Genomic DNA, 23,893 nt, shown 5'->3' with positions numbered 1-23,893 from the left:
GCTTGAAAATCTATATCAAAAATATGGTTTGTGGTCGCTGCAAGCTGATTGTTCGCACTGAATTGGAAAAGCTTGGACTTTCTGTTAAAGTAATTGAATTAGGCGAAATTGAACTTGCTGAGTCAATAAATGAAGAGCAGAAGAAGGAGGTTGCTGATCATTTAAAAAGTTTCGGATTTGAATTAATTAATGACAAAAAGAGTAAGACGATTGAGCAGATAAAGAACCTCATTAGGGAACTCGTACATGATAAAAACAATGAATTAGGAATGAATTTGTCTGACTACCTACGACAAAAAATAAATTCAGATTACAATACATTGAGTAACCTTTTTTCTGAAGTAGAAGGTGTCACTATTGAAAAGTATTTTATTCTGCAGAAAATTGAGAGGGTAAAGGAATTGCTCATGTATGATGAAATGAGTCTAAGTGAAATAGCCTATGCACTCAATTATAGCAGCGTAGGGTATTTGAGCAATCAATTCAAAAAAATTACTGGGTTAACTCCTTCTCATTTTAAAAATTTGAAGAGCAATATGAGAAAGCATATTGATGAACTATAGTTTCTTACTATAAAACTTACAAATCTTATCTATAATTCTACAACGCAGACAGGCATTGTTCAGCTGAAATTTGTATCCTAAAATTTACTACTATGATACATGAATATCAGGTGACGGGTATGACCTGTTCCAGCTGTGTGGCAAAAGTGCAGTCAGCAATATTGAAAGTTCCTCATATCTCTTCTGTTGTTATTTCTAAAGAAGAAAAAAAGGCAACAATAACCATGTCGGAGCATGTTGCACTGGAATCGCTGCAAACTGCATTAGACGCTCGCTATTCAATTACAGAATTAAAGCCTGCCATATTTGCTAATCCCGTTTCAACCTATCCCACTGATTCATTAACAGAGGAAAAGAAAAGTTGGTGGGAAACCTATAAGCCGGTTTTAATGGTGTTTTTTTATATAACTGCTATTACTTTATTAGTACAGTTTTCAAATGGTTCTTTTAGCTGGATGCAAGGGATGCAACATTTTATGGCGGGATTTTTTCTGGTGTTCTCCTTTTTTAAATTATTGAATCTGGAAGGTTTTGCTGATAGTTATCGCATGTATGATTTGATTGCCAAAAAGTTCAAACAATGGCCTTACTGGTACGCGTTTATTGAATTAGGGCTGGGGCTTGCTTTTTTAGTTAATTTTAATCCGTTAATGACCAATCTGATCACATTGATTGTAATGTCTGTTAGTGTAGTGGGTGTTTTACAATCTGTATTGAATAAGCGCAAAATAAAATGTGCTTGTTTAGGTGCAGTGTTCAATTTGCCCATGAGTACCATTACGATTATAGAAGACTTTTTAATGATTGTGATGAGTGCTATTATGATCTTTATTCATTTTGTTAACTAATAATATATATATAGATATGAAAGCTTTAATTATTTCAGTTTATGTCTTTTTGTTTTCGATTGTAGCATCTGCTCAGCATGAGAATCATCAAACGCCAGCAGCCAATGCAGCGCAATCAAAAAGTCCCAGAAAAGCGGCTATGGCGCTGGTTGGAAAGAATCATGTTCATATTGATTACGGCTCTCCAAGTGTAAGAGGCAGAAATATTTGGAATGGACTGGTTGCCTATGATCAGGTTTGGGCTACCGGCGCTCATAAGGCTACCTGGGTTGAATTCTCCAGCGATGTGCAAATTGCAGGTAAGCATATTTCCAAAGGGAAGTACGGTTTCTTTACTATTCCCGGGAAAGAAGAATGGGTTTTAATCCTAAGCAAAGATTGGGATATGCATTTGGCCGATGCGTACAAAGTGGAAAATGATGTTATCAGGGTTGCTGTAAAACCTTCACTAAACAAAGATATTACTGAAGCACTTACTTATAAAGTTGTCAGAAGCTCAGGAGATAGAGGAAAAATTGAAATGAGCTGGGAATATATATCCGTTGCGTTGGATTTTCTAAATCTTAAATAATAAGTGATGTTTTATAGGCTTTTTTTGACGCTTTTTTTTGTAGGTATACTGAATGTAGTATTCACACAAAACAGTTTTGCCCAGAAGGTTGTGCGGTATGATTTATGGGTTAAAGACACTCTTGTTACTTTCGCAGGCAAAGCTAAAAGGGCAATTGCTGTAAATGGTCAAATTCCCATGCCTACCTTAACTTTCACCGAAGGAGACACAGCTGAAATAATGGTGCATAACCAATTAAAAGAAGCTACATCGCTCCATTGGCACGGTTTGTTTTTGCCCAATAAAGAAGATGGGGTCCTTTTTTAACTCAAATGCCTATTGAACCCGGACAAAGCCATTTGTATCGTTTTCCGATTATACAAAATGGGACCCATTGGTACCATAGTCATAGTGGATTGCAAGAGCAAATTGGGATGTATGGATCTATGGTCTTAAAAAAGCGGAGTACAGATTCCACTTTCAGAAAAGGAATTGATGATTTGCCTGCAATTCCTGTTATTTTAAGTGAATGGACAAATTACAAGCCTGAAAATGTTCATCGAATGTTACACAATGCTTCGGATTGGTTTGCCATTAAAAAAGGAACTACACAAAGTTATGCAGAAGCTATCAGAGAAGGACATTTTAAAACTAAAATTAATAATGAGTGGAAACGAATGTTGGCGATGGACGTTTCTGATATTTATTATGATGCTGTTTTGATAAATGGGGAAAGAGCAGCCAGCTTTCCGCAATTTAAAGCAGGTGATAAAGTACGACTTCGGATTTCAAATGGTGGGGCATCCTCCTACTTTTGGATTTCCTATGCTGGTGGCCCCTTTACTGTTGTTGCCAATGATGGTAATGATGTGGTACCGGTAGAAGTGGATAGATTAATTATTGGTGTTTCTGAAACCTATGATATTGTAGTTACCATTCCGGAAAATGGATTTTCCTATGAATTATTGGCTACAGCAGAAGATCGTATTCAGACTGCATCTGCTTTTCTGGGTAATGGTACAAGGAAAAGTGCCAAAGCACTTTCCAAGCTGAAATATTTTGAAGGTATGCAGATGATGAATGATATGATGAAAATGAATGGTGACATGGATTTGATGGGTATGGATATGGGTATGCAAAAAATGGATATGAATTCAGTGATGTATGCAGATGAAAGCAATTTAAATACATTGAATTATACGAAGCTGAAGTCCACTGTTAAAACCAATTTCCCCCAAAATGCACCTGTAAGAGAACTGAAATTTGAACTAACAGGTAATATGAATCGCTATGTATGGAGCATGGACAACAAAGTACTTTCTGAATCAGATAAGATTTTAATTAAGAAGGGGGAGGTGGTCCGTATAACCCTGTACAATAATTCAATGATGCGACATCCTATGCATTTGCATGGACACGATTTTAGAATTCTGAATGGGCAGGGGGATTATGCGCCGCTCAAAAATGTGTTGGATATTATGCCCATGGAGACCGATACGATTGAGTTTGAGGCTAACGTAGAAGGTGATTGGTTTTTTCATTGTCATATTTTATATCATATGATGGCAGGGATGAATCGTGTTTTCAGTTATGAAAAACAATCCGATAACCCATTGTTACCTAATAAAAATTGGGCCTTTAAGCAATTACAAAAAGAAAGTAATCCCTTTCATTGGATGGCGCAAAATGATTTTGCGAACAATGGGAATGACGGCATGATCATGGTTCAGAATACCCGTTGGAGTATTGGATCAGAGTGGCGATTGGGATACAATAATATGCACGGATACGAATCTGAAACGCATATTGGAAGGTATATCGGAAGAATGCAGTGGCTAATGCCTTTTATTGGTTTTGACTGGCGATATAGAAAATTAGGATTACACCCTGCTGAAAAAAACATATTCGGTCAAAAGAATACCAAAGATAATCGGGTGCAATTAAGTTTGGGTGTTGCATATACTTTACCCATGCTGGTAACCCTGCAAACCGAAATATACCACGATGGTAACCTACGTGTTCAATTACGCAGAGATGATATACCGGTATCAAAAAGAATTCGTTCTGCTTTTATGATTAACTCTGATAAGGAATACATGGTTTCCTCCAGCTATATTCTAGGGAAGAATGCCGGCTTACGAATTCATTATGACAGTGATATGGGCTTCGGCCTGGGCTTGACAATCAACTACTAAAATAATTTTGAACAGCACTTAAGATGCTTTGAAGGAATGTATGCTGTCTGAGGAAATTTTACCGACGAGCATTTAAGACTGCGCAGCAGGATTGCAGCGAGGAAAAAAGATTTTATCACATAGTAATTACAACTGATTTTCTGTTAGAATATTCACCGCAGCAAGCCCATCTTCACCAAGGTCTAAAGAATAGTTATTTACATAAAGGTCAATATGCTGCCGCATCACGTCCTGGCTCATTTCCTGCGCATGCGCTACTACATAGTCTGACACGGAAGGATAATTGCTGAATGCGTATTCAATGCTTTTTTTAATTAAGCCATCTACGGTTTTAACAATTGCGGGATCCAGGGTTTTCTTTGCAATGATACCGCCCAGTGGAATGGGCAATCGCTTGGTTTGCTCCCAGTAATTTCCCAGGTCAATTATTTTTCGAAGTCCTTTCGCCTGAAAAGTAAATCTGTTTTCATGAATAATCACGCCTGCATCTACTTCTCCATTCAGCACCGCATTCTCTATTTCATGAAACACTTTGAATACTTTCTTTTTTGCCTTTGGATACGCCAGGCTGAACAACAAATGCGCGGTGGTATTTTCTCCGGGAATTGCGATTGTCATTTCATTGATGGCTTCAGGACTATAGTCCAGTAGTTTAGCGGGTTTGGTTATCAACAAAGGACCTACTCCCTTGCCCAATGCACCGCCACTGTTGAGTAAACTGTAATTGTCCTTTACCTTACTCCATACTCCATAACTGATTTTTGAAAAATCCATTTTGCCTGCAATGGCCCATTCATTCAGGGTTTGCACGTCTTCCAGGTGAACATCAAATGTAATTCCCTGGGTGTCTATCTTTTGATTGACCAGTGCATCAAAAATAAAAGTATCGTTGGGACAGGGCGAAAATGCCAGACTTAATTTCATAGATTCGGATGGTTTGGAAGTCTATTCGGTTCAGATTTATTTCTGCTGATATAATTTATCAACGTAATGCAGCAAGGTTTTGTTGAGTAGGTCAATACTCTCTTTCATCAGCCACTTGCTCTTATCTCTTTCTCCCACATAATTAGAGATAGCTCTGATTTGTATAAAGGGAATTCCCGTTTCTCTTCCTACATAATGCAGGGCGGCTCCCTCCATGCTTTCAGTTGCGGGGCTGTATTTTTTTTCGAGTTTCTTTATCAGGGTTAGATCAGTACTGATCTGGTTCACGGTTACTGCATCTACTTCCGGCAGTCCCAGAACGTTGTAGGTTTTTAACCAGGGATTGGGCAGCTTTCTTTTTTCGAAAGGATGGTAACTGCTTTTTTCCAGTTTTAAATCGAAGATATCCTTCCAGTTTCCCTTTTCCATAACACCGGTGTCTCCCAGCTGTTCGTTATTTATCACAACAATTTTTCCGGGGGCCAGTTTCTTCTGAAAACTTCCGGCAATTCCTGCCTGAATAATTAAATCGGGGCGTTCCTCTATGGCGAGTCGGGTGAGTGCTACAGCAGACGCTAATAATCCCACCCCTGACTGATAAAACTGCACTTTAATGCGCTTACTTTTACCTGTATAGAGATCGTTGATCCCCACAAATGCAGGCATCCATTCTCCGGTGGTTGCTGATGTAATTACGACTCTCATAAACGTAAAGTTGATGAAAAACACGCAACTTTCTTCATTTTTGTACCTTTGCAAAAATTTTGAGCGAATGGTGTACCTGACCAGACAAGAACATTTTAATGCTGCCCATAAATTATTCAATCCTGCCTGGAGCAAAGAACGCAATGAGCAGGTATTTGGGGTATGTGCTAATGAGAACTGGCATGGACACAATTATGACCTTTATGTTACTATTAAGGGTACACCCGACCCGGATACCGGCTTTTTGTTCGACGTAAAAGCCCTTAGTAAGCTCATTAAAGCCCATGTGATTGACCATTTAGATCATAAGAACCTGAATATGGACGTGCCGTTTATGGCTGGAAAAATGTGTAGTACCGAGAACCTGGCAATCGCTATCTGGGAGCAATTAGCCCCTCATTTGCCTGCTCCGGTTCAGTTGCATTGCATTAAACTGTACGAAACGCCCCGTATTTACGTGGAATACTTTGGTTAACTGTTAAACTGTCAGGACTATTTCGAGGCGTTTGTTTAATCATTCCAAAAAAAGTTTAAACAAATTGAAGCTACCTGCGTTATTATATCGTATTCCTGCCTTTTACAGTTGATTTGGTTTATGGTACGTAATTGGATAGGTTTACAGAACAATTCGTTTGGACACTTGATCAGCACACTTCTGAAACAGTACCAAACTAATATAAGTTCAGCGTAGTACAAGAAGGATTTAATATGAACAAGAACAGAATCACTGTCTTCCGTAAGGAACATTTTAATGCTGCCCACAGGTTGCATAATCCCGCCTGGTCGGCCGAGCGGAATAAGGCAGTATTTGGTTTGTGCAACAACGAAAACTTTCACGGTCATAACTACGAATTGATTGTGATGGTAAGTGGTGAAATTGATCCGGAAACAGGTTATTTAATTGACCTGAAATTGTTAAGCGATGTAATTAAAGAAGAGGTGCTAAACCGATTCGATCATAAAAATTTAAACCTGGATACACAGGAATTTAAAAACTTAAATCCTACGGCGGAAAATATTGCAGTGGTTATTTACCAACTGTTAAGAGCGAAGCTGGAAGAGAAATATACCTTAAAAATCAGATTGTATGAAACAGAACGAAATTTTGTCGAATATCCGACTGAATGGTGATAAAATCGTTTTTAACGATGATGACCTGATTGATGAAATGGGAGACAATCATGTAAGTACTTCTATAGATACACCAATGGTGGCCAATGCTTTTGAAAAGTCTGATGCCGAAAAAATCGCCATCATTCAGGAGCATTTTAAAGCCATTATGGAAACCCTTGGACTGGATTTAACCGATGATAGTTTAAAAGGAACCCCCAAACGCGTTGCTAAAATGTACGTGCAGGAAATTTTTAGCGGTCTTAATCCCGCCAACAAACCTGCTGTTGCTTTATTCGACAACAAATACAAGTACAATGAAATGCTGGTTGAAAAGAATATTTCTTTCTACAGCAATTGTGAACACCATTTTGTTCCCATCATTGGTAAAGCGCACCTGGCTTATATTAGCAATGGTAAAGTAATTGGTTTAAGTAAATTAAACCGTCTGGTTGAGTTCTTTGCCAAGCGTCCGCAAGTGCAGGAGCGTTTAACGGTACAAATTGCCAAAGAATTACAGAAAGAACTGGGTACAGAAGATGTTGCTATTGTAATTGATGCCAAACACTTATGTGTTGCGAGCAGAGGCGTGGAAGACGACACTTCTTCTACCATTACTTCTTTCTATGGCGGTAAGTTCAAAGAAGAAAAACGCAAAGTAGAATTCCTTCGTTATTTAGAATTGAAGACTGAGTTTTAAAAAATCGTTTACTTTGCCATAAATTTTTAATTCATGGCAAAGCACGCTTTTGTTTTCCCTGGTCAGGGAGCTCAGTTTTCCGGAATGGGTAAAAACCTGTATGATGCACATAGCTCTGTAAAAGATTTGTTTGAGCAGGCTAATGAAATCCTCGGTTTCCGCATCAGTGATATCATGTTCACGGGTTCTGATGAAGCGTTGAAGCAAACCAATATTACCCAGCCTGCTATTTTTATTCACTCAGTTGCTGCATTTAAAACCATTGAAGGTGCCAAGCCTGATATGGTTGCAGGTCACTCTTTAGGAGAATTCTCTGCATTGGTAGCCAATGGTGTTTTATCTTTTGATAAGGCTTTGCAACTGGTAAGCATTCGTGCTCAGGCCATGCAAAAAGCCTGCGAAGCCAACCCATCTACCATGGCGGCTGTTTTGAATTTACCCGATGAAAAAGTAGAAGAAATTTGTGCGGCTGTTCAGACTGAAACAGGGGAGGTAGTAGTTGCTGCCAACTACAATTGTCCGGGTCAGTTAGTAATCAGCGGTTCTGTTGTAGCTATTGATCTTGCTTGTATAAGAATGAAAGAAGCGGGTGCCAAACGTGCATTGGTGCTACCGGTTGGAGGCGCATTTCACTCTCCATTAATGGAACCAGCCAAAGCAGAACTGGCTGCTGCCATTGAATCTGCCGTATTCAATACCCCTTCTTGTCCTGTATATCAGAACACCGTTGCTAAAGCGGTTAGCGATCCAATGGAAATAAAAAACAATCTGATTAATCAGTTAACCGGTGCGGTAAAATGGACACAGAGTGTTCAGGCAATGGTGGCAGATGGTGCTGCTGAATTTACTGAATGCGGCCCTGGTAAAGTATTACAAGGTCTGGTTGGTAAAATTGCAGGCGCTGCTGTTACTACCAATGGGGTTAGCTAGTAAAGATTTTTCGGCCCTTATTTTATTTTTAGTGCATTGAGTACGCCATTGTCCCATACCGGGGGCACCGCTCTGGTTCCTGTTGTGTAGGAGGCAATACCGAAAGTATCGTCATAATCCCATACAGCCCAGCCAATGCCAAATTTATTCAGGTAGGTAGTTACGTCTGATAAATAATTAATGATGCTTTCGGGTGGAGCTACTTTTTTGTGCACACCGAATTCGTTGCAGATTACGTCTACTTTTTTCTGAACACTCCAGTTGTACACCAGCTGCATTACTTTATTAATGGAGTCTGCAGCGTATTGTTGTCTGCCGTACCATTCTATCTGAGATTTTGCAGAAGGGTTGCTGGCATTGGCCGCAAGCGTACTCACATTGTTTGGTGTTGCCGGATAAGGCAAGAAACGAAGCAGTGAATAGGGCCCGCTGATCCAGTCGGCTCCCTGGTGAGTAAAAGTAAATGGATCGTAAAAATGAAAATTGTAAATGATTTTTTTCTGATTGATGATGGGCAGCTGCAATAACTCGCTCCAGCTACCGTAATCCTCAGCTGTTACAATAATATAATGATTGGGAGCGGCTTCTCTGATAGACGTTACTATTTGTTCCTGAAAAGGAGCCCACCAGTTTTTGTCAATTCCGGATACCAGTCTTTCTGCACCGATATTGGGTTCGTTCCAGATTTCAAAAAACAAGCGGGAAGTATCATATGCTTTAAAATGATTGGCCAGATTTTTCCAGAATTGTCTGAAGGATTGTCTTGCCAAAGGATCAATGGCCAGTCTGGCTTCAAAATTATCACCGTAGGGATGCATTTCAATGGCCACCGCAAGCCCTGTGGCCTGTATATTCTTTACCGCATTTTCAACATGTACCAGGTTGGCAGTTTGAATGTCTTCAATCTTTGAAGTTCCGCATAATACGGATGGTCCAATGGGGAGGCGAACATAAGTAAAGCCCGCATCCTTTATTTGTTTGAAATGTGCACTGCCGAAACGGTTGCTGAATTGGGAAGGGTCTGAATAATCGTTGAACCAGTTAGATAAATTAATGCCACGGGCCAGCTTGTCCACTGCCGTTCCCTTGGGGCCGATAACAGGATCGGGACTGGAACCGGTTTTGGTACAGGCAGTCAGCCATAAAGCGGTCATTAATAAAATGGTTGAAAGATATTTATTCATTCTCCTTAGTTGATGCTGCAATTGATCCATTCCGGATCAAAATTGGCATTGTATTTTTTATAAAAATTAATTGCGGGTTCGTTCCATTCCAACACTTGCCAAACCATTCCCTTGAATCCTTTTTCTTTACACTCTTGTATTAAACGATCAAAGAGTAGCTTACCAATATGTTGCCCCCTCATTTTTTCGGTTACCAATATATCTTCAAGGTACATTCTTTGACCTTTCCAGGTACTGTAACGTATATAGTAGAGTGCAAAACCATGAATTTCGTTGCTTCCGTCTGCCTGGGTTTCTTCTGCAACAAATGCCCACCATACCGGCTTCTCACCAAATCCGCTTTCAATAAAATGATCCAGTGTTACCGTTACTTCGTCCGGTGCTTTTTCATAAACAGCCAGTTCCTTAATTAATTCTAGAATCCGTGCACAGTCTCTGGCTTCGGCTCTTCTGATTTGAATATTCATAGTTGGTTCAGTGCTTGATTGAAATCTGCAATTATATCTTCAATGTTTTCTATGCCCACACTCAATCTGATTAATCCATCGGTGATATCGAATTGTAATCTTTCCTCTTTGGTTAATCCCATATGGCTCATACTGGCAGGGTGCGACAACAGGGTGTCGGGTGTGCCAAATGAAATGGCTTTCACTGCCATCTGTAAAGCGTCTATGAATATTTTTCCTGCTTCCAATCCACCCTTTAATTCAAAACTCATTAATGCACCTGCCTGTTTCATTTGTTTACGGGCTATGGCATAGTCAGGATGTGTAGGTAATCCGCAAAAATTTACTTTGGCTACAGCAGGATGTTGTGCCAGATAATTGGCTACCTGCACTGCATTGCTACAGTGTCGCTCCATCCGTAACTCCAAAGTCTTTAATCCATTGGTTAATAAAAATGCATCAAATGCATTGCTGTTGCCTCCTAATAATACATGCCATTTCCAGATGGGACCATTCATTAGCGCAAGGTCTTTGCCTATTAAAATGCCACCAATGGCTGTGCCATGTCCATTCAAAAATTTTGTAGTGCTGTGCATAACAAAATCAGCTCCCCATTTAAAGGGTTGCTGCAAGAATGGAGTAGCGGCTGTGTTGTCAACGGAAACTTTAATCCCCTTTGATTTTGCCAGCTCGCATACTTTCTGAATATCAATGCAACGCAGTGTTGGATTGGAGGGCGTTTCAATATGTATCAGCTGAATATTCGGATGATTTTGTAAAGCGGTTGCTATTGCTTCTTCATCATTCAGATTTACCAATATGGTTTCCACGCCGGTGTCTGCTAAAACTTTGTGCAGCAACTCATGTGTGCCACCATACAATGCATGGTGAGATAAAACCGCGTCTCCTTTTTTTAGTAAGCCTAAAAACAGAGTGGTTAAAGCAGCCTGTCCGCTTGAGTGCAACAATGCTTTTACTTGTAAGGGTTCTCCGGCTTCGTTTTTTAAACCAAAACTTTCAAGTGCTGCAATGGTTTCTTCTGCAACCGTAAAACTTGGGTTGCCCCATCTGCTGTATATTTTAGTTTTATCGGTTCCTGCAAATCTTTCACTTCCTTCAGTAGCTGTTTCAAAAGTAAAGGTAGAGCTGGCATGTATGGGCGTTAAATGCGCGTGATTGGCGTTGTTATGGCCCGATGCGTGGATAGCAGTAGTACCAACTCCATTGTATTTTTTATTCATTTGTAAAAAATATTTTTAGTCGAGATCATTGGAATTATTGGCTGTCATAGGCCCACTTAATCCAGGTGGCTCCCCAGGTAAATCCTCCCCCAAATGCAGCCAAAACGATGTTGTCACCTTTTTTCAGTTGCTTTTCCCAATCCCATAAACACAAGGGTAGGGTGGCTGCTGTGGTATTGCCATACTTCTGAATATTGATCATCACTTTTTCTTTGGGAAGCCCCATTCTGTTAGCGGTTGCATCAATAATTCTAAGGTTGGCCTGGTGTGGTACCAGCCAGGCAATATCATCAGCGGTTAAATTGTTTCTCTCCAGCAATTCTGCACTTACATCGGCCATTCCTTTCACGGCAAATTTAAAAACAGCCTGTCCTTCCTGATAAGCGTAGTGTTCCTTGGCCATAACCGTTTCAACTGAAGCCGGCTTTAAGGATCCGCCCGCCTTCATGTGCAGGTATTGTCTGCCACTGCCATCACTTCTTAGAATACTGTCTTTAATTCCGAAGTCTTCTGTTGTAGGCTCCAGCAATATGGCGCCTGCACCGTCGCCGAAAATAATACAGGTGGCACGGTCGGTATAATCAATAATGGCACTCATTTTATCTACACCTACTACCATCACATTTTTGTAGCGTCCGCTTTCAATGAACATGGCTCCGGTGGTTACTGCATATAAAAAGCCACTGCAGGCTGCACTCATGTCAAAACCCCATGCATTGGTTGCTCCAATTTTATCGGCAATGATATTGGCGGTTGCCGGGAAAACCATATCTGGCGTTACTGTTGCGCAGATGATGCAATCAATATCGGTGGGGGCCATATTCTTTTTACGCAACACTTCTTCTATGGCTTTTACTGCCATATCGCTACTGGCTTTTCCCGGTTCCTTTAAAATTCTTCTTTCTTCAATTCCGGTTCTGCTCCTGATCCATTCGTCGTTGGTGTCTACCATTTTTTCCAGATCGAAATTGGTCAGTTTTGTTTCGGGAACATAACCGCCGACTGCGGTAATTGCTGCACTAATTTTATTCATTTACTATATGGGTTATATAAAAGGTTGAAGGTACAGCTAATTGCTTTCTTTTTGTTATTTTCGTCTTCATTTATGATAGCATTTCTCAGAGGTCATTTTGCCGTTAAAACACCCGCCCGTGTGGTGGTAGACGTGAATGGAGTTGGGTACGATCTTCAGATTAGCCTGAATACTTTTTCTGCTATCAGTAATCAGGAGAGCGGTCAGCTCTTTACCTACCTGCATATTACCGAGAATGCACATACTCTTTTTGGCTTTGCCGACCTGATAGAAAAAGACCTGTTTCTGCAGCTCATCAGTGTTTCCGGCGTAGGCGCTTCTACCGCCCGAATGATGTTGTCTGGTATGAAGCCCGAAGAAATTACCCGCGCCATTGTGCAGGGCAATACCAAACAGCTGGAAGGTATTAAGGGAATTGGCAAAAAATCGGCCGAAAGACTGATAGTTGAATTGAGAGATAAGCTGGCCAAACAGCATAATGAGAATATTTTACCCGGATTTGTTACCCCTCAAATGGATTCGGATGCCATAAATGCCTTAATTTCATTGGGCATTGGACGTGTAATGGCCGAACAAGCCGTTAAAAAGACCATGCAAACCACCCCCGAAAACAGTTCATTAGAAGAAATTATTAAACAAGCACTCAAAAACCTCTAGCCATCGAATTGAGCTTTACCTAACCAAGCGGGACTGTTGTTGAATTATTGCGGAAGACTTCTGACTTTATTGCTGACCATTTTGTGGTACCTGCCCTCTTTTGCCCAAACGAAAGACACATTGCGGTTTCCAATAACGGATCGTCGGGGTGATGTATTCAGCAACCCAAGTAAGAATCCTTTTGATATTCGTGATACCGGATTAATCAAAAGAAAAACAGAATACGATCCCAAAACAAAATCCTTTTATGTTTCTGAAAAAATTGGAAACAGCTGGTACCGAAAACCAACGGTGCTGGGAATGGATGAACTGATGAAACTGGAAAGCAGGAAATCGGAGAACGATTATTTTAAGAAAAGGGCAGATGCCTTATTTCTCTTAAATCAAAAATCTAAAAGACCGGCTTTTCAAACCTATCCCAAATTATTCGATCGGATATTCGGGCTCACCGGCCAAAATTTAAAAGTAGATATCCGGCCTGCCGGGGAAGTGAATGTGATGGCAGGCTATCAGGGTCAGAATATCAAAAATCCTACTTTACCTGAAAGAGCCAGAAAGAATGGTGGATTCGATTTTGACATGAATGCCAATCTGAACCTGAATGCCAATATTGGAGACAAGCTTCGTTTCCCTATCAACTATAATACTTTAACGAATCTGGGTTTTGACAATCAGTTGAAACTAGATTACAAGGGAATGGACGATGAAATTATCAAGAGCATTGAAGCAGGTAATATTTCCTTTCAATCGAAAGGAACTTTAATACCGAGTACACAGAATTTATTCGGGGTAAAAGCGCAGTTGCAATTTGGTAAATTGTTTGTAACGGGTGCATTGGCCAATCAGCGTTCTGCCCGTCAGAGTCTGAACTTGCAAGGTGGTGCAGCATTGCAGTCTTTCCAGAAAAAACTGGATGACTACGAAGAAAACCGACACTTTTTATTAGGTAAATATTTCAGGGACAACTTTAATAAGACCATGCGCAATTTACCCGTGGTGAATTCACAGGTGCAGATTCAGCGGATGGAAGTTTGGGTAACCAACAGAACCGGTGCAACCACTGATGCGCGTGATATTGTGGGTTTGATGGATCTGGGTGAGCCTCGTCCCTTTAATCCTTCCGTTCAATCCTTAACCAACAGCGATTTGCCTGCCAATGGTGCCAATAATTTATTCGCTTCTCTGGCGGGGGATCCCAATGCCCGTAATCCTGCATTCATCAATAGTTTATTATTAAGCAAGGGACTACGTCCGGTAGATGATTATGAAAAAACATTTGCCAGAAAACTGTCTCCGAATGAATATTATTTTAATCCGCAAGCGGGATTTATATCGGTTAACACACAGTTGCAGGCCGATGAAGTATTGGCGGTTGCCTTTCAGTACACCTATAACGGAAGGGTTTTTCAGGTAGGGGAGTTTTCACAGGACATTTCTTTGGATTCCAGCAGAGGAGTTCAGAAAGTGTTGTTTTTGAAATTATTGAAAGCCACTTCTCAAAGAACCAATTTGCCTATCTGGCAATGGATGATGAAGAACGTTTATTCGCTTGACCTGTTCGGCGGAATTGAAAGAACAGATTTTAAACTGAACGTTTTATACGAAGAACCAAGTGGTGGTTTAAAAAGGTTTTTACCCGAAACATCTCCTGCAGTAGAAGGACAACCCTTGCTTCGCATTTTAAATTTAGACCGACTCAATAACCGGAACGATCCGCAACCCGACGGGGTATTCGATTATATAGAAGGCTTTACCATATTGCCTCAGATGGGAAGAGTAGTATTTCCTGTGTTGGAGCCTTTTGGTAGAGACCTGGATACACTGGCATTCAGTGGCTTGCCCATTGCTACTAAGCAGAAATATATTTATTATCAACTCTACGATTCCATTAAAGCCATTGCACAAACATTTGCGAATGTGAATCGATTTGTCATGCAGGGACAAGTGAAGGGCGCAGGGGGTAGTTCAGAGATTTATCTGAATACGTTTAATATTCCACCCGGATCTGTTTCTGTTACTGCAGGAGGACAAATACTAAGGGAAGGAGCAGACTTTATTGTAGACTATAACCTGGGTACGGTTAAAATATTGAACCAGGGAATCCTGAGTGCCAATATACCTGTTAAGGTAAACTTCGAAAACAATATAGGCTTTGGTATGCAACAGCGTGGCTTTGCAGGATTAAGGGTAGATTATCTGGCGAGCAAGAAATTATCTATCGGAGCTTCCATGGTGAAGTTGGGAGAGCGTCCCTTCTTTACCAAAATGGGTTATGGCGATGATCCTATTCGCAATACCATGTATGGAATTGATTTCAGTTATCGTTCTGAATTACCAGGATTAACACGCTTACTCGATAAACTTCCTTTCTACACCACTCAGGCAAAATCTTCCATTAATGCCTATGGGGAAGCAGCCATGTTGCAACCCGGACACCCACCACAAATTGGCAGAGGAGATCAGGGATTAATTTTCATTGATGATTTTGAAGGTACCCGTGCATCAATAGATTTGCGCTTCCCGTTTGTATCCTGGGCACTGGCCTCTACTCCGCAGGGCAATCCGAAATTTCCGGAATCAACATTAACGGATTCTATCAATTACAATTTCAACAGAGCCAAACTAGCCTGGTACAATATTGAACCCAACTTGCAGGACAAGAATAGTCCGAATAATCCTTTGCGCAGAAACTTAACAGAGTTAAGTGATCCTCGTGTTCGTCAGGTATTTACCAATGAATTGTTTCCGCAAAGAACAACCAATATCACAGATGTGCAGGCGGCCACTTTTGATCTGGCATTTTATCCAACCGAAAAGGGTCCTTATAATTTTGAAACCCGTCCCGGACAAATCAATGCCAATGGGCGTTTGAGCAATCCCACTTCGCGTTGGGGTGGTATTATGCGCGCCATTGATCAAACCGATTTTGAAACCAATAATATAGAGTTTGTAGAATTCTGGATGCAGAATCCATTTATACTGAATCCAACGAGCAGAGGTGGAAAGTTGTTTTTAAATTTTGGTAATATCAGTGAAGATATTTTAAAAGATGGCAGAAGGTTTTATGAGAATGGATTGAATACACCAACAGTTCCTGCATCAGTGGATAGCAGCAATACCTGGGGTAAAACACCTGTGAATCCTATTCAGATTACACAGGCATTCAGCAATGATCCGAACGACCGTCCTTTTCAGGATGTGGGCTTTGATGGTATTGATGATATAGCAGAGCGTCGCAAGAAAAGTTATATCCTGAATCAGCTGGCCAATAATTTTGGTCCGGCATCTGCCGTATATCAGAGAGCTTTACAGGATCCATCAAATGATAACTATCAATGGTATCGCGATCCGGCCTACGATGCAACGGGGACAGGTATTCTGGGCCGGTATAAAAATTTCAACAATCCACAGGGAAACTCACCGGTGGCAACCACTGGCGGACAGTTTACCTCAGCTGCTACTTTGTTTCCGGATAATGAAGATTTAAACAGAGACAATACCCTGAACGAAACAGAATCGTATTATGAATACGAACTGGGATTAGCACCGGGTATGGACGTGGGCAGAACCCCCTATATCACAGATAAAAAACGCGTAACCGTAAATTCTGCTGATGGAATTACCAGAACAGAAGATTGGTATTTGTTCAGGGTTCCTATTAAAAACTACACCAGAAAAATCGGGAATATTCCGGACTTTAAATCCATTCGTTTTGTGCGTTTGTATATGACCGATTTTGAGGATTCTGTAGTGGTTCGTTTGGCAAGATTAGATTTGGTAAGAAATCAGTGGCGTCAGTTTATTTATAATTTAGATACAACAGGATCATACACGCCCATCAACAATACCACTGGTACAGCTTTCAACACCCTGGCCGTAAACTTAGAGGAAAACAGCAGCAGAACACCCGTGAATTATCTGATGCCTCCGAATGTGGAAAGGGTTCAGTTATTAAGTAACAATGGAGTAAACCTGCAACAAAATGAACAGGCCATTGCCATGCGGGTAAATAATTTACAGCCGGGAGATGCAAGAGGTATTTTTAAAACCCTGAATCTGGATGTACGCCGGTATGCCAAGTTATCCATGTATCTGCATGCGGAATCCATTACCGGTCAGCGTCCGGTTGCCGACAACGAAGTCAGGGCGGTTATCCGCATTGGTCAGGATTTTCTGAACAACTATTATGAAGTTAAGATTCCATTAAAGATTACACCACCAGGCATTTATCCAAGAGGACAGGAAGCCCGTGTGTGGCCGGTAGAGAACAATATAGATTTTCTGTTGCGCGATTTAATAGACCTGAAATTGGAGAGAAATAATTCAGGGGCTTCTCTGGCTACTATCTATCGGAAAATAATTGGCAATAAAACTTTTTCCATCATGGGTAATCCCAACCTGGGTGAAGTAAGAGGGGTATTGGTGGCCGTAGAAAATCCGGTAAGACCCAATGGTACTGCTATTAGTGCTGAAGTATGGGCCAATGAATTAAGATTATCAGGGCTGGATGAAAGAGGGGGCTATGCGGCATTAGGTAGGGTAGACCTGGTATTGGCCGACCTGGGAACCTTGTCTGTATCTGCCAATAAATACACACAGGGTTTTGGTTCGCTGGAACAAAGAGTGAATGAAAGAGCCAAAGACAATTTAATGCAGTTTGATATTGCGGCCAATATAGATGCCGGTAAACTGGTTCCTAAAAAAGCCAGACTCTCTGTTCCTATTTATGCAAGTATCAATCGCTCTACTTTAACACCGGAGTTTGATCCCTACGATCTGGATGTGAACTATAAGCAGAAATTAAATGCAGCTGCACCCGATAAAAGAGATTCCATTAAAAGAGCAGCAGCAGATATCACCACCATTAAAACGCTGAACTTTAATAATGTAAGGGTGCTGCAAGGTCCGGGCCGATCCAGGTTACTCAGTCTCAGCAATTTTGACATTAGTTATTCCTTTACGCAAACGGAGCATACCAGTCCGGTGATTAATCAGAACAAAGTAACCCGTCATCGCGGTGGTTTTGGATACACGTATATTGGTCAGAACAGTTTTGTAGAGCCCTTTAAAAAGATGATTAAAGGAAAGAGCCCCTGGCTGGCTTTTGTAAGAGATGCCAATTTTAATCTGAAGCCTTCCTTCATTAGTTTCAGGGCTGATATCAATCGACAGTTTGGAGAATTCATTCCACGTATGGTTAATACTTTTAGCAGCAAAGTAGAAAGGGTAGACACCACTTATGACAAGTATTTTACGTTTGATCGTTTTTATAATCTTCGATGGGATTTAACCCGCTCTGTTAATCTGGACTTTAACGCAACCAACAACGCGCGTATTGATGAGCCTTTTGGAAGAATAGATACCAAAGAGAAAAAAGATACCGTAAGAAGTAATTTCTTAAAAGGGGGCAGAAATACCTTGTACCAGCAGAAAGCCATCATGAATTACAATATTCCGTTAAACAAGTTTCCTTTTGCAGACTGGATAACGGCAAGGTATAGTTATGGAACATCTTATAGCTGGATTGGTGCCAGCCGTATTGCCGTTAACCTGGGAAATACCATTGAGAACTCACAGGAAAACAATTTAAATGCCCAGTTTAATTTTGGCAACTTATATGCCAAGTCTAGGTGGATGCGGGCATTGGATAATATTCCACCACCAAGAGCAAAGGGAGATACAAAGAATGCGCGTAATGCCCCGCCAGCAGCGAATCCATTGGGAACTGTATTCCCTACAAAAGAAGAAGTGATAGCAGGCTTAACCGGGCAGAAAAGAACAGATGCCATTAAAAAATGGAGACAGCAAAGACGCGATATCCGCAATGCCGAAAAAATGTTGCGTCAGGCAACAACCCCTGAACTGGGTGCATTGGAAAGATCGGCAGGTAAGTTCCTGACGATGTTCAAAAATATCTCTGTGAACTATAGTGAGAATTACAGAAGCCGTTTGCCGGGTTATATGGACAGCACCCGTTTTATTGGACAGAACTTTAAGAGTATGGCACCGGGTCTGGATTATGTTTTTGGTAAACAGCCGGATGCCAACTGGATCAATGATAAAATTGGAAGAGGCTTATTAACCAAAGACAGCACATTCAACTTTTTGTACCGACAGAGTTTTGAACAAAGTTTAAAAATAACTGCGCAGCTCGAACCGATTCGTGAATTGATTATTGATTTGAATTTAGACAAAACTTTTAGCAAGGATTATACGGCTTTAATTAAAGACACTACCGGAACCGGAAATAATTTCGGGCAATTGAATCCTTTGTTCAGCGGAGGTTTCAGTGTTTCCTATATTGCTTTTAATACCTTGTTTGGTAAAAGTAATCCGAATGAGTTGTCGGCTACATTCAAGGAATTTGAAGCCAACCGTCTGGTGGTTTCAAGAAGGGTTGCTTCTCTGAATCCTTACTGGCAGCAGCTTCCGGCTAACCAGCAATTTACCAGTGATGGTTATGCGCGCGGTTATGGACGATATTCTCAGGATGTTTTAATTCCTTCCTTCCTTGCTGCGTACACCGGGAAAGACCCTAACACGATTGCATTAATTAAAGAGGGCTCCAGTAAAATAAGCGCCAATCCATTCCGTGGCATCATGCCCAAACCCAACTGGAGAATTACCTATACAGGTTTATCTAAAATTCCGGCACTGGCATCCGTGTTCAGTAATTTTACCATCAGTCACGGTTACAATGGTCAACTGAGCATGAACAGTTTCAGCAGTGCTTTATTGTATCAGGATCCTTTCAGATTGAATGCGCCAGGATTCATAGATTCTACCAGTGGTAATTTTATTCCTTTCTTCCTGGTACCTAATATTAGTATGTCTGAGCGTTTTGAGCCACTCCTGAAAATTGATTTCACTACCATCAGCCAGTTCAACTTTAATCTGGAATTTAGAAAAAGCAGACAGCTGAGTTTAAGTCTGATAGATTATCAGTTGAGCGAAAGCCGCAGTACAGAGTGGATTGTGGGATTGAACTGGAGAAAGCGTGGATTTAAATTACCTTTTGGTATTGCAGGCAAGGGATTGCAAAACGACCTGAACCTGAAACTGGATGTGTCTGTTCGCGATGTGTCTATCAGTAATAGCCGCCTTGATCAAACCAATGCTTATGGTACAGGCGGTCAGAAAGAAATTACTATTCAGCCAGCCATTGATTATGTAATCAATAGCCGGATAAACGTTAAGTTCTTCTTTGATCAGCGAAGAGTAACACCGTATATCTCTACCTCTGCACCTATCACGAATACGCGTGCAGGAATTAACGTGCGGATTTCACTGGCACAATAATCTTTTCAGTTTATCGCATTCTTAATTTGTTTGTGGAAATTAAAGTCATTTATATTGGTAAATAAAAAAGGTGAGGGAAATCCCTCACCTTTTTTTATCAATGTATTTGTGCTAATTTTTTCTGAAAGCCCACTTCCCGATTTCTTTCCAGCCTACTTTTTTACCGTACATTAAAATGCCGGTTCTGTAAACCTTACCACTCAACCAGGTGGTTAATAAGAAGCTTCCTATAAGGGTTGCCATACTTGCAATCAACTGCCAGTAAGGAACGGTTCCCGGTACACCATAGGCAATTCTCGCCATCATTACCATGGGTGAACTGAATGGAATAATGCTTGCCCATGTTGCCAGACTGGTGCTTGGATCTTCTACCGCGCGGCTCATGATGATAAAAGAAAAAATGATCGGCATGGTGATGGGTAACATTAAACTTTGCGCGTCCTGTGGATCTTCGTTTACTACAGAACCTACAGCGGCAAACAAAGATGCATAGAATAAATAGCCACCCAGAAAATAGAAAATAAAACATCCGATGATCAATGGCCAGTTGGCTGTGCCCATGGTATTTTGAAACTTGTAGATATTCTGAGCCGTTTCACTAGCCTGTGCCATGGATGCACCCGGTCCCATTTGAGCATTGGTTTTTTGCAGTTCTGCCACCTGTTGTAAAACATCCTGTGGAATAAAGAACCGGGAGGCAGCTATGAATCCGAATATTAAAAGAATCCAAACAAAGAATTGTGTTAATCCTACGGCACCAATCCCAATGATTTTTCCCATCATGAGCTGGAAAGGCTTGGCGCTGCTGATCATTACTTCCGCAATACGATTGGTTTTTTCTTCCATAACACCGCGCATTACCATGGCTCCATAGATAAACATGGTAATATAAATCAACATGCCTGATCCGAATCCGATTCCATAGGAGAGGGCTGCACTGCTTTCTTTAACCGTATCACCGGCTTCTTCCAGTGATTTCATTTCTGCAAATTGTGAGGAAGCTTTGATAGAGTCTAACTGTGCACGGTTAATTCCGGCATCCTGTAACATCTGATCTTCTATGGCATCGTTGATTCGGTCTTCAATTTTAGACTGAAGCATTAGTCCTATTCTTTTTTTAGAGCGAATAATATAAGTTGTTTTATTCGTGCCTTCGAACTTAGGAATCAGAATGATATCTGTATAGCCCTTGCTTACGTAGTTCGAGGTATCTACATTGGCAGGAAACTCAAATTTAATATCACCCGCATCTCTCAGGTTGCCTTTGAAAAATCCATTCTCATCAATCACAGCTATTTTGTGGTTTTCTTTGCCGGAAGTGGACAGTAAGGCTGCTCCGGCAATTACGCCAACCATGATTAATGGAGTTAAAATGGTAGTGAGCAGAAAACGTTTGTTCATTACTCTGCTGAGGTATTCTCTTTGTATAATAATCAATATCTTATTCATACGTTTAGTTGTCTAGTTTTTGAAATGCTCTTGCTGTTGCGTGTGTTCCTTCTACCTGGCTGATGAATATTTCATTTAAGGAAGGCAGGATTTCATTGAAAGATTCAATGGTACAAGGTGTTTGCAGAAAATGATTCAGGATATCATTGCTTTTGTAGCCGGGATTAATCTGAAGAATCAATTCCTGGTCATTTACTTTTACCACATTGAATGCAGGTGAACTTAAATTGCCTGAAACATCTGACAGGCGAATACTGAACTTGTTTTCTTTAAACTGCTGCTTAATACCATGTACCGTGCCGTCCAGTATTTTTTTACCCAGGTTAACCAATACAATATGGTCGCAGATTTCTTCTACCTGTTCCATACGGTGTGTACTAAATATAACCGTACTGCCATTTTTGGCCAAGGCAAATATTTCTTCTTTAATCAGGTTTGCGTTAAGGGGATCCAGACCACTGAAAGGTTCGTCCAGAATAATCAGTTTAGGCTCATGTAAAATAGTGGTTACAAACTGAAGCTTCTGACTCATTCCCTTACTTAGGTCTTCCACTTTTTTATTCCACCAGCTTTCCATTTCGAGCTTCTTGAACCAGAACTTGATTTTGTGCATGGCATCAGCCCTGCTCAACCCTTTTAACTGAGCCAGGTACATAGCCTGTTCACCAATTTTCATTTTTTTGTACAAGCCCCTTTCTTCCGGCATGTACCCTATATTAATAATATCATTGAGCGGATCAAAAGTTCTTCCATCTAATTTGATTTCGCCACTGTCCGGATAAAAAATTCCGGTGATCATTCTCAATAGGGTGGTTTTGCCTGCGCCGTTTGGACCCAGTAAGCCAAAAATACTTCCCTGTTCTATGCTGAAACTAATATCATCCACCGCTTTCTGGGTAGCATAATATTTTTTCAGGTTGTTTAATTCTAAGATTGCACTCATACGCTTAATTATTTACTGAATGTATGAATTAGTACGCCCATTCAACATATTATTACAGGAGTGGGCAGGTTTTTTGAGTAAATTTGCGGGATTATATAAATACAGAGAAATGAAGGGTTTTCAGAAGTGGGGAGTTGCAGGATTGATGCTTGTTTGCTTAGTTGGTTTATCAGGCTGGGGATTCTTGGTTCACCGTACCATACACCAATTGGCTATTTATCAATTGCCGGTGGAAATGAGTAGCTTTTTTCACAGTAATCTGTCGAAGCTGGTGTATGATGCTCCCAGGGCAGATACCCGCAGAAATACGGATAGCACGGAAGCTCCCAAACATTTCATGGACCTTGAGCCGTATAAAGTAAAGACTGCTTTTCAGCTTCCATCGGGCTTTGACAAAGCCATTGAAAAATATAGCTGGGATACTTTAAAACAGTATGGCTATGTTCCTTATCAGATTATAGTGATGAAAGACAGGCTTACAGCCGCTTTTAAGAATCAGAACAAAGACTCCATCCTTTTTTATGCAGCAGATCTGGGCCACTATATTGGAGATGCCAATGTGCCTTTGCATACTACCCTTAACTACGATGGACAGTTAACCAATCAGCAAGGCCTGCACGGTTTATGGGAGTCGATGATTCCGGAACTGGAAATGGAAAGCTATAACCTGTTCAACGGTCATAAAGCACAATATTTGCGCAATCCTATGCGTGAGGTTCAGAAAGCCATGCAACGTGCACATAAGTTGTTGCCGGATATACTGGAAATGGAAAAGAAGGTTTCGCTTTCTTTTACAGACTCTACCAAGTATCGCTACCAAATGCGCAATGGTAAACAATCCCGTTCTTATACCAGTGGATTTGCCAAAGCCTATGCGAATCAATTAAAGCCCACCATTAATCAACAATTACTGCATTCTGCCTCTATGATTGCTGATTTCTGGTACACGGCCTGGGTGGATGCAGGTAAACCTGATTTAAGTAATTTGTTTCAAGCCAATGCAGAGAGACAATCCAAATTTGCAACTGAAGTTGAGGCCTACAAAAACAACCGCCTGATTACAGATAATTTGTTAGAGGCTAAGAAGAAACAATAGGGGCCAGAAAAATATACTTC

At 40.8% G+C, this 23,893-nt stretch carries 20 protein-coding genes; 12 read left to right on the top strand and 8 right to left on the bottom strand.

What is annotated here, in order from left to right; all coding sequences use genetic code 11:
* The first annotated feature begins 2 nt into the window (after nucleotides 1–2).
* The 5 genes from P767_RS0107375 to P767_RS16315 all read left to right on the top strand — a co-directional run bounded on the left by P767_RS0107375 (nucleotide 3) and on the right by P767_RS16315 (nucleotide 4,156).
* Nucleotides 3–563 (top strand): helix-turn-helix domain-containing protein, encoded by a 561-nt coding sequence (locus tag P767_RS0107375; protein WP_026751307.1) that lies wholly within the window; start codon nucleotides 3–5, stop codon nucleotides 561–563.
* Nucleotides 564–655: 92 nt separating this feature from the next.
* Nucleotides 656–1,411, top strand: coding sequence for a heavy-metal-associated domain-containing protein (locus tag P767_RS0107370; protein WP_026763984.1), 756 nt, complete (start codon nucleotides 656–658; stop codon nucleotides 1,409–1,411).
* A 16-nt stretch (nucleotides 1,412–1,427) separates the two neighbouring features.
* Nucleotides 1,428–1,982, top strand: a complete 555-nt coding sequence (locus tag P767_RS0107365; RefSeq protein ID WP_026763983.1) for a DUF2911 domain-containing protein — start codon at nucleotides 1,428–1,430, stop codon at nucleotides 1,980–1,982.
* 6 nt (nucleotides 1,983–1,988) lie between these two features.
* Nucleotides 1,989–2,288 carry a multicopper oxidase domain-containing protein gene (locus P767_RS18840; protein ID WP_262506390.1) on the top strand — a complete coding sequence of 100 codons (300 nt, stop codon included), beginning with the start codon at nucleotides 1,989–1,991 and terminating at the stop codon, nucleotides 2,286–2,288.
* 5 nt (nucleotides 2,289–2,293) lie between these two features.
* Entirely contained in the window at nucleotides 2,294–4,156 is a 1,863-nt protein-coding gene (locus tag P767_RS16315; RefSeq protein WP_262506389.1) for a multicopper oxidase family protein, read from the top strand.
* Nucleotides 4,157–4,282: 126 nt separating this feature from the next.
* Here P767_RS16315 and P767_RS16310 read toward each other — a convergent pair whose 3' ends face one another.
* Both P767_RS16310 and mqnB read right to left on the bottom strand, forming a co-directional pair.
* Nucleotides 4,283–5,080: a 1,4-dihydroxy-6-naphthoate synthase gene (locus tag P767_RS16310; protein ID WP_037351685.1), complete on the bottom strand. Its 798-nt coding sequence runs from the start codon at nucleotides 5,078–5,080 to the stop codon at nucleotides 4,283–4,285.
* Between the two features lie 36 nt (nucleotides 5,081–5,116).
* Nucleotides 5,117–5,785, bottom strand: a complete 669-nt coding sequence (mqnB, locus tag P767_RS16305; RefSeq protein ID WP_051417221.1) for a futalosine hydrolase — start codon at nucleotides 5,783–5,785, stop codon at nucleotides 5,117–5,119.
* A gap of 67 nt (nucleotides 5,786–5,852) precedes the next feature.
* Here mqnB and P767_RS0107345 point away from each other — a divergent pair, with 67 nt between their 5' ends.
* The 4 genes from P767_RS0107345 (at nucleotide 5,853) to fabD (ending at nucleotide 8,525) form a co-directional block, all read left to right on the top strand.
* A complete protein-coding gene (locus tag P767_RS0107345; protein WP_026763982.1) occupies nucleotides 5,853–6,260 on the top strand; it encodes a 6-pyruvoyl trahydropterin synthase family protein in 408 nt (135 codons plus the stop codon).
* A gap of 233 nt (nucleotides 6,261–6,493) precedes the next feature.
* Entirely contained in the window at nucleotides 6,494–6,916 is a 423-nt protein-coding gene (locus tag P767_RS0107340; RefSeq protein ID WP_026763981.1) for a 6-pyruvoyl trahydropterin synthase family protein, read from the top strand.
* The gene (folE, locus tag P767_RS0107335) at nucleotides 6,873–7,595 is read left to right on the top strand and encodes a GTP cyclohydrolase I FolE (RefSeq protein WP_037351684.1); all 723 of its coding nucleotides are present in this window, start codon (nucleotides 6,873–6,875) and stop codon (nucleotides 7,593–7,595) included. Before P767_RS0107340 ends, folE begins: the two co-directional genes overlap by 44 nt.
* Nucleotides 7,596–7,628: 33 nt before the next feature.
* A complete protein-coding gene (gene fabD, locus P767_RS0107330) occupies nucleotides 7,629–8,525 on the top strand; it encodes an ACP S-malonyltransferase (RefSeq protein ID WP_026763979.1) in 897 nt (298 codons plus the stop codon).
* Between the two features lie 17 nt (nucleotides 8,526–8,542).
* Here the strand turns inward: fabD and P767_RS0107325 are convergent, their stop codons facing one another.
* From P767_RS0107325 to P767_RS0107310, 4 genes are read right to left on the bottom strand one after another with little or no spacing between them, the layout of a single operon-like run.
* Entirely contained in the window at nucleotides 8,543–9,709 is a 1,167-nt protein-coding gene (locus P767_RS0107325; RefSeq protein ID WP_026763978.1) for a glycoside hydrolase family 5 protein, read from the bottom strand.
* A 5-nt stretch (nucleotides 9,710–9,714) separates the two neighbouring features.
* Nucleotides 9,715–10,176, bottom strand: coding sequence for a GNAT family N-acetyltransferase (locus P767_RS0107320; protein ID WP_026763977.1), 462 nt, complete (start codon nucleotides 10,174–10,176; stop codon nucleotides 9,715–9,717).
* On the bottom strand, nucleotides 10,173–11,396 hold the full coding sequence (locus tag P767_RS0107315) for a trans-sulfuration enzyme family protein (protein WP_026763976.1): 1,224 nt from the start codon (nucleotides 11,394–11,396) through the stop codon (nucleotides 10,173–10,175). Before P767_RS0107315 ends, P767_RS0107320 begins: the two co-directional genes overlap by 4 nt.
* 34 nt (nucleotides 11,397–11,430) lie before the next feature.
* The gene (locus tag P767_RS0107310) at nucleotides 11,431–12,429 is read right to left on the bottom strand and encodes a beta-ketoacyl-ACP synthase III (RefSeq protein WP_026763975.1); all 999 of its coding nucleotides are present in this window, start codon (nucleotides 12,427–12,429) and stop codon (nucleotides 11,431–11,433) included.
* Nucleotides 12,430–12,501: 72 nt separating this feature from the next.
* Here P767_RS0107310 and ruvA point away from each other — a divergent pair, with 72 nt between their 5' ends.
* Together ruvA and sov are read left to right on the top strand one after the other, a co-directional pair.
* The gene (gene ruvA / locus P767_RS0107305) at nucleotides 12,502–13,086 is read left to right on the top strand and encodes a Holliday junction branch migration protein RuvA (RefSeq protein ID WP_026763974.1); all 585 of its coding nucleotides are present in this window, start codon (nucleotides 12,502–12,504) and stop codon (nucleotides 13,084–13,086) included.
* A gap of 120 nt (nucleotides 13,087–13,206) precedes the next feature.
* Nucleotides 13,207–20,385: a T9SS outer membrane translocon Sov/SprA gene (gene sov, locus P767_RS0107300; RefSeq protein WP_245586857.1), complete on the top strand. Its 7,179-nt coding sequence runs from the start codon at nucleotides 13,207–13,209 to the stop codon at nucleotides 20,383–20,385.
* Nucleotides 20,386–20,496: 111 nt separating this feature from the next.
* On the opposite strand, the gene P767_RS0107295 is transcribed toward sov, so the two are convergent.
* Both P767_RS0107295 and P767_RS16300 read right to left on the bottom strand, forming a co-directional pair.
* The gene (locus P767_RS0107295) at nucleotides 20,497–21,834 is read right to left on the bottom strand and encodes an ABC transporter permease (RefSeq protein ID WP_026763972.1); all 1,338 of its coding nucleotides are present in this window, start codon (nucleotides 21,832–21,834) and stop codon (nucleotides 20,497–20,499) included.
* A gap of 4 nt (nucleotides 21,835–21,838) precedes the next feature.
* The gene (locus P767_RS16300) at nucleotides 21,839–22,777 is read right to left on the bottom strand and encodes an ABC transporter ATP-binding protein (RefSeq protein WP_037351683.1); all 939 of its coding nucleotides are present in this window, start codon (nucleotides 22,775–22,777) and stop codon (nucleotides 21,839–21,841) included.
* 19 nt (nucleotides 22,778–22,796) lie between these two features.
* Between P767_RS16300 and P767_RS0107285 the strand changes: the two genes are divergently transcribed.
* A complete protein-coding gene (locus P767_RS0107285) occupies nucleotides 22,797–23,873 on the top strand; it encodes a zinc dependent phospholipase C family protein (RefSeq protein ID WP_245586856.1) in 1,077 nt (358 codons plus the stop codon).
* Nucleotides 23,874–23,893: the final 20 nt, after the last annotated feature.

Origin of the sequence: Sediminibacterium salmoneum NBRC 103935 (assembly GCF_000511175.1) — a bacterium.
Taxonomy (GTDB): domain Bacteria; phylum Bacteroidota; class Bacteroidia; order Chitinophagales; family Chitinophagaceae; genus Sediminibacterium; species Sediminibacterium salmoneum.
This window is presented reverse-complemented; position numbering and strand designations above follow the sequence as displayed.

Bases quoted from the DNA above. Each gene is read 5' to 3' on its own strand.
- ruvA (WP_026763974.1), top strand. From the start codon at position 12,502: ATGATAGCATTTCTCAGAGGTCATTTTGCCGTTAAAACACCCGCCCGT.
- P767_RS0107325 (WP_026763978.1), bottom strand. From the start codon at position 9,709: ATGAATAAATATCTTTCAACCATTTTATTAATGACCGCTTTATGGCTG.
- folE (WP_037351684.1), top strand. From the start codon at position 6,873: ATGAAACAGAACGAAATTTTGTCGAATATCCGACTGAATGGTGATAAA.
- P767_RS0107295 (WP_026763972.1), bottom strand. From the start codon at position 21,834: ATGAATAAGATATTGATTATTATACAAAGAGAATACCTCAGCAGAGTA.
- P767_RS0107320 (WP_026763977.1), bottom strand. From the start codon at position 10,176: ATGAATATTCAAATCAGAAGAGCCGAAGCCAGAGACTGTGCACGGATT.
- P767_RS0107315 (WP_026763976.1), bottom strand. From the start codon at position 11,396: ATGAATAAAAAATACAATGGAGTTGGTACTACTGCTATCCACGCATCG.
- P767_RS0107370 (WP_026763984.1), top strand. From the start codon at position 656: ATGATACATGAATATCAGGTGACGGGTATGACCTGTTCCAGCTGTGTG.
- P767_RS16300 (WP_037351683.1), bottom strand. From the start codon at position 22,777: ATGAGTGCAATCTTAGAATTAAACAACCTGAAAAAATATTATGCTACC.
- P767_RS18840 (WP_262506390.1), top strand. From the start codon at position 1,989: ATGTTTTATAGGCTTTTTTTGACGCTTTTTTTTGTAGGTATACTGAAT.
- P767_RS16310 (WP_037351685.1), bottom strand. From the start codon at position 5,080: ATGAAATTAAGTCTGGCATTTTCGCCCTGTCCCAACGATACTTTTATT.
- P767_RS0107340 (WP_026763981.1), top strand. From the start codon at position 6,494: ATGAACAAGAACAGAATCACTGTCTTCCGTAAGGAACATTTTAATGCT.
- fabD (WP_026763979.1), top strand. From the start codon at position 7,629: ATGGCAAAGCACGCTTTTGTTTTCCCTGGTCAGGGAGCTCAGTTTTCC.
- P767_RS0107345 (WP_026763982.1), top strand. From the start codon at position 5,853: ATGGTGTACCTGACCAGACAAGAACATTTTAATGCTGCCCATAAATTA.
- P767_RS0107285 (WP_245586856.1), top strand. From the start codon at position 22,797: ATGTATGAATTAGTACGCCCATTCAACATATTATTACAGGAGTGGGCA.
- P767_RS0107365 (WP_026763983.1), top strand. From the start codon at position 1,428: ATGAAAGCTTTAATTATTTCAGTTTATGTCTTTTTGTTTTCGATTGTA.
- mqnB (WP_051417221.1), bottom strand. From the start codon at position 5,785: ATGAGAGTCGTAATTACATCAGCAACCACCGGAGAATGGATGCCTGCA.
- P767_RS16315 (WP_262506389.1), top strand. From the start codon at position 2,294: ATGCCTATTGAACCCGGACAAAGCCATTTGTATCGTTTTCCGATTATA.
- P767_RS0107310 (WP_026763975.1), bottom strand. From the start codon at position 12,429: ATGAATAAAATTAGTGCAGCAATTACCGCAGTCGGCGGTTATGTTCCC.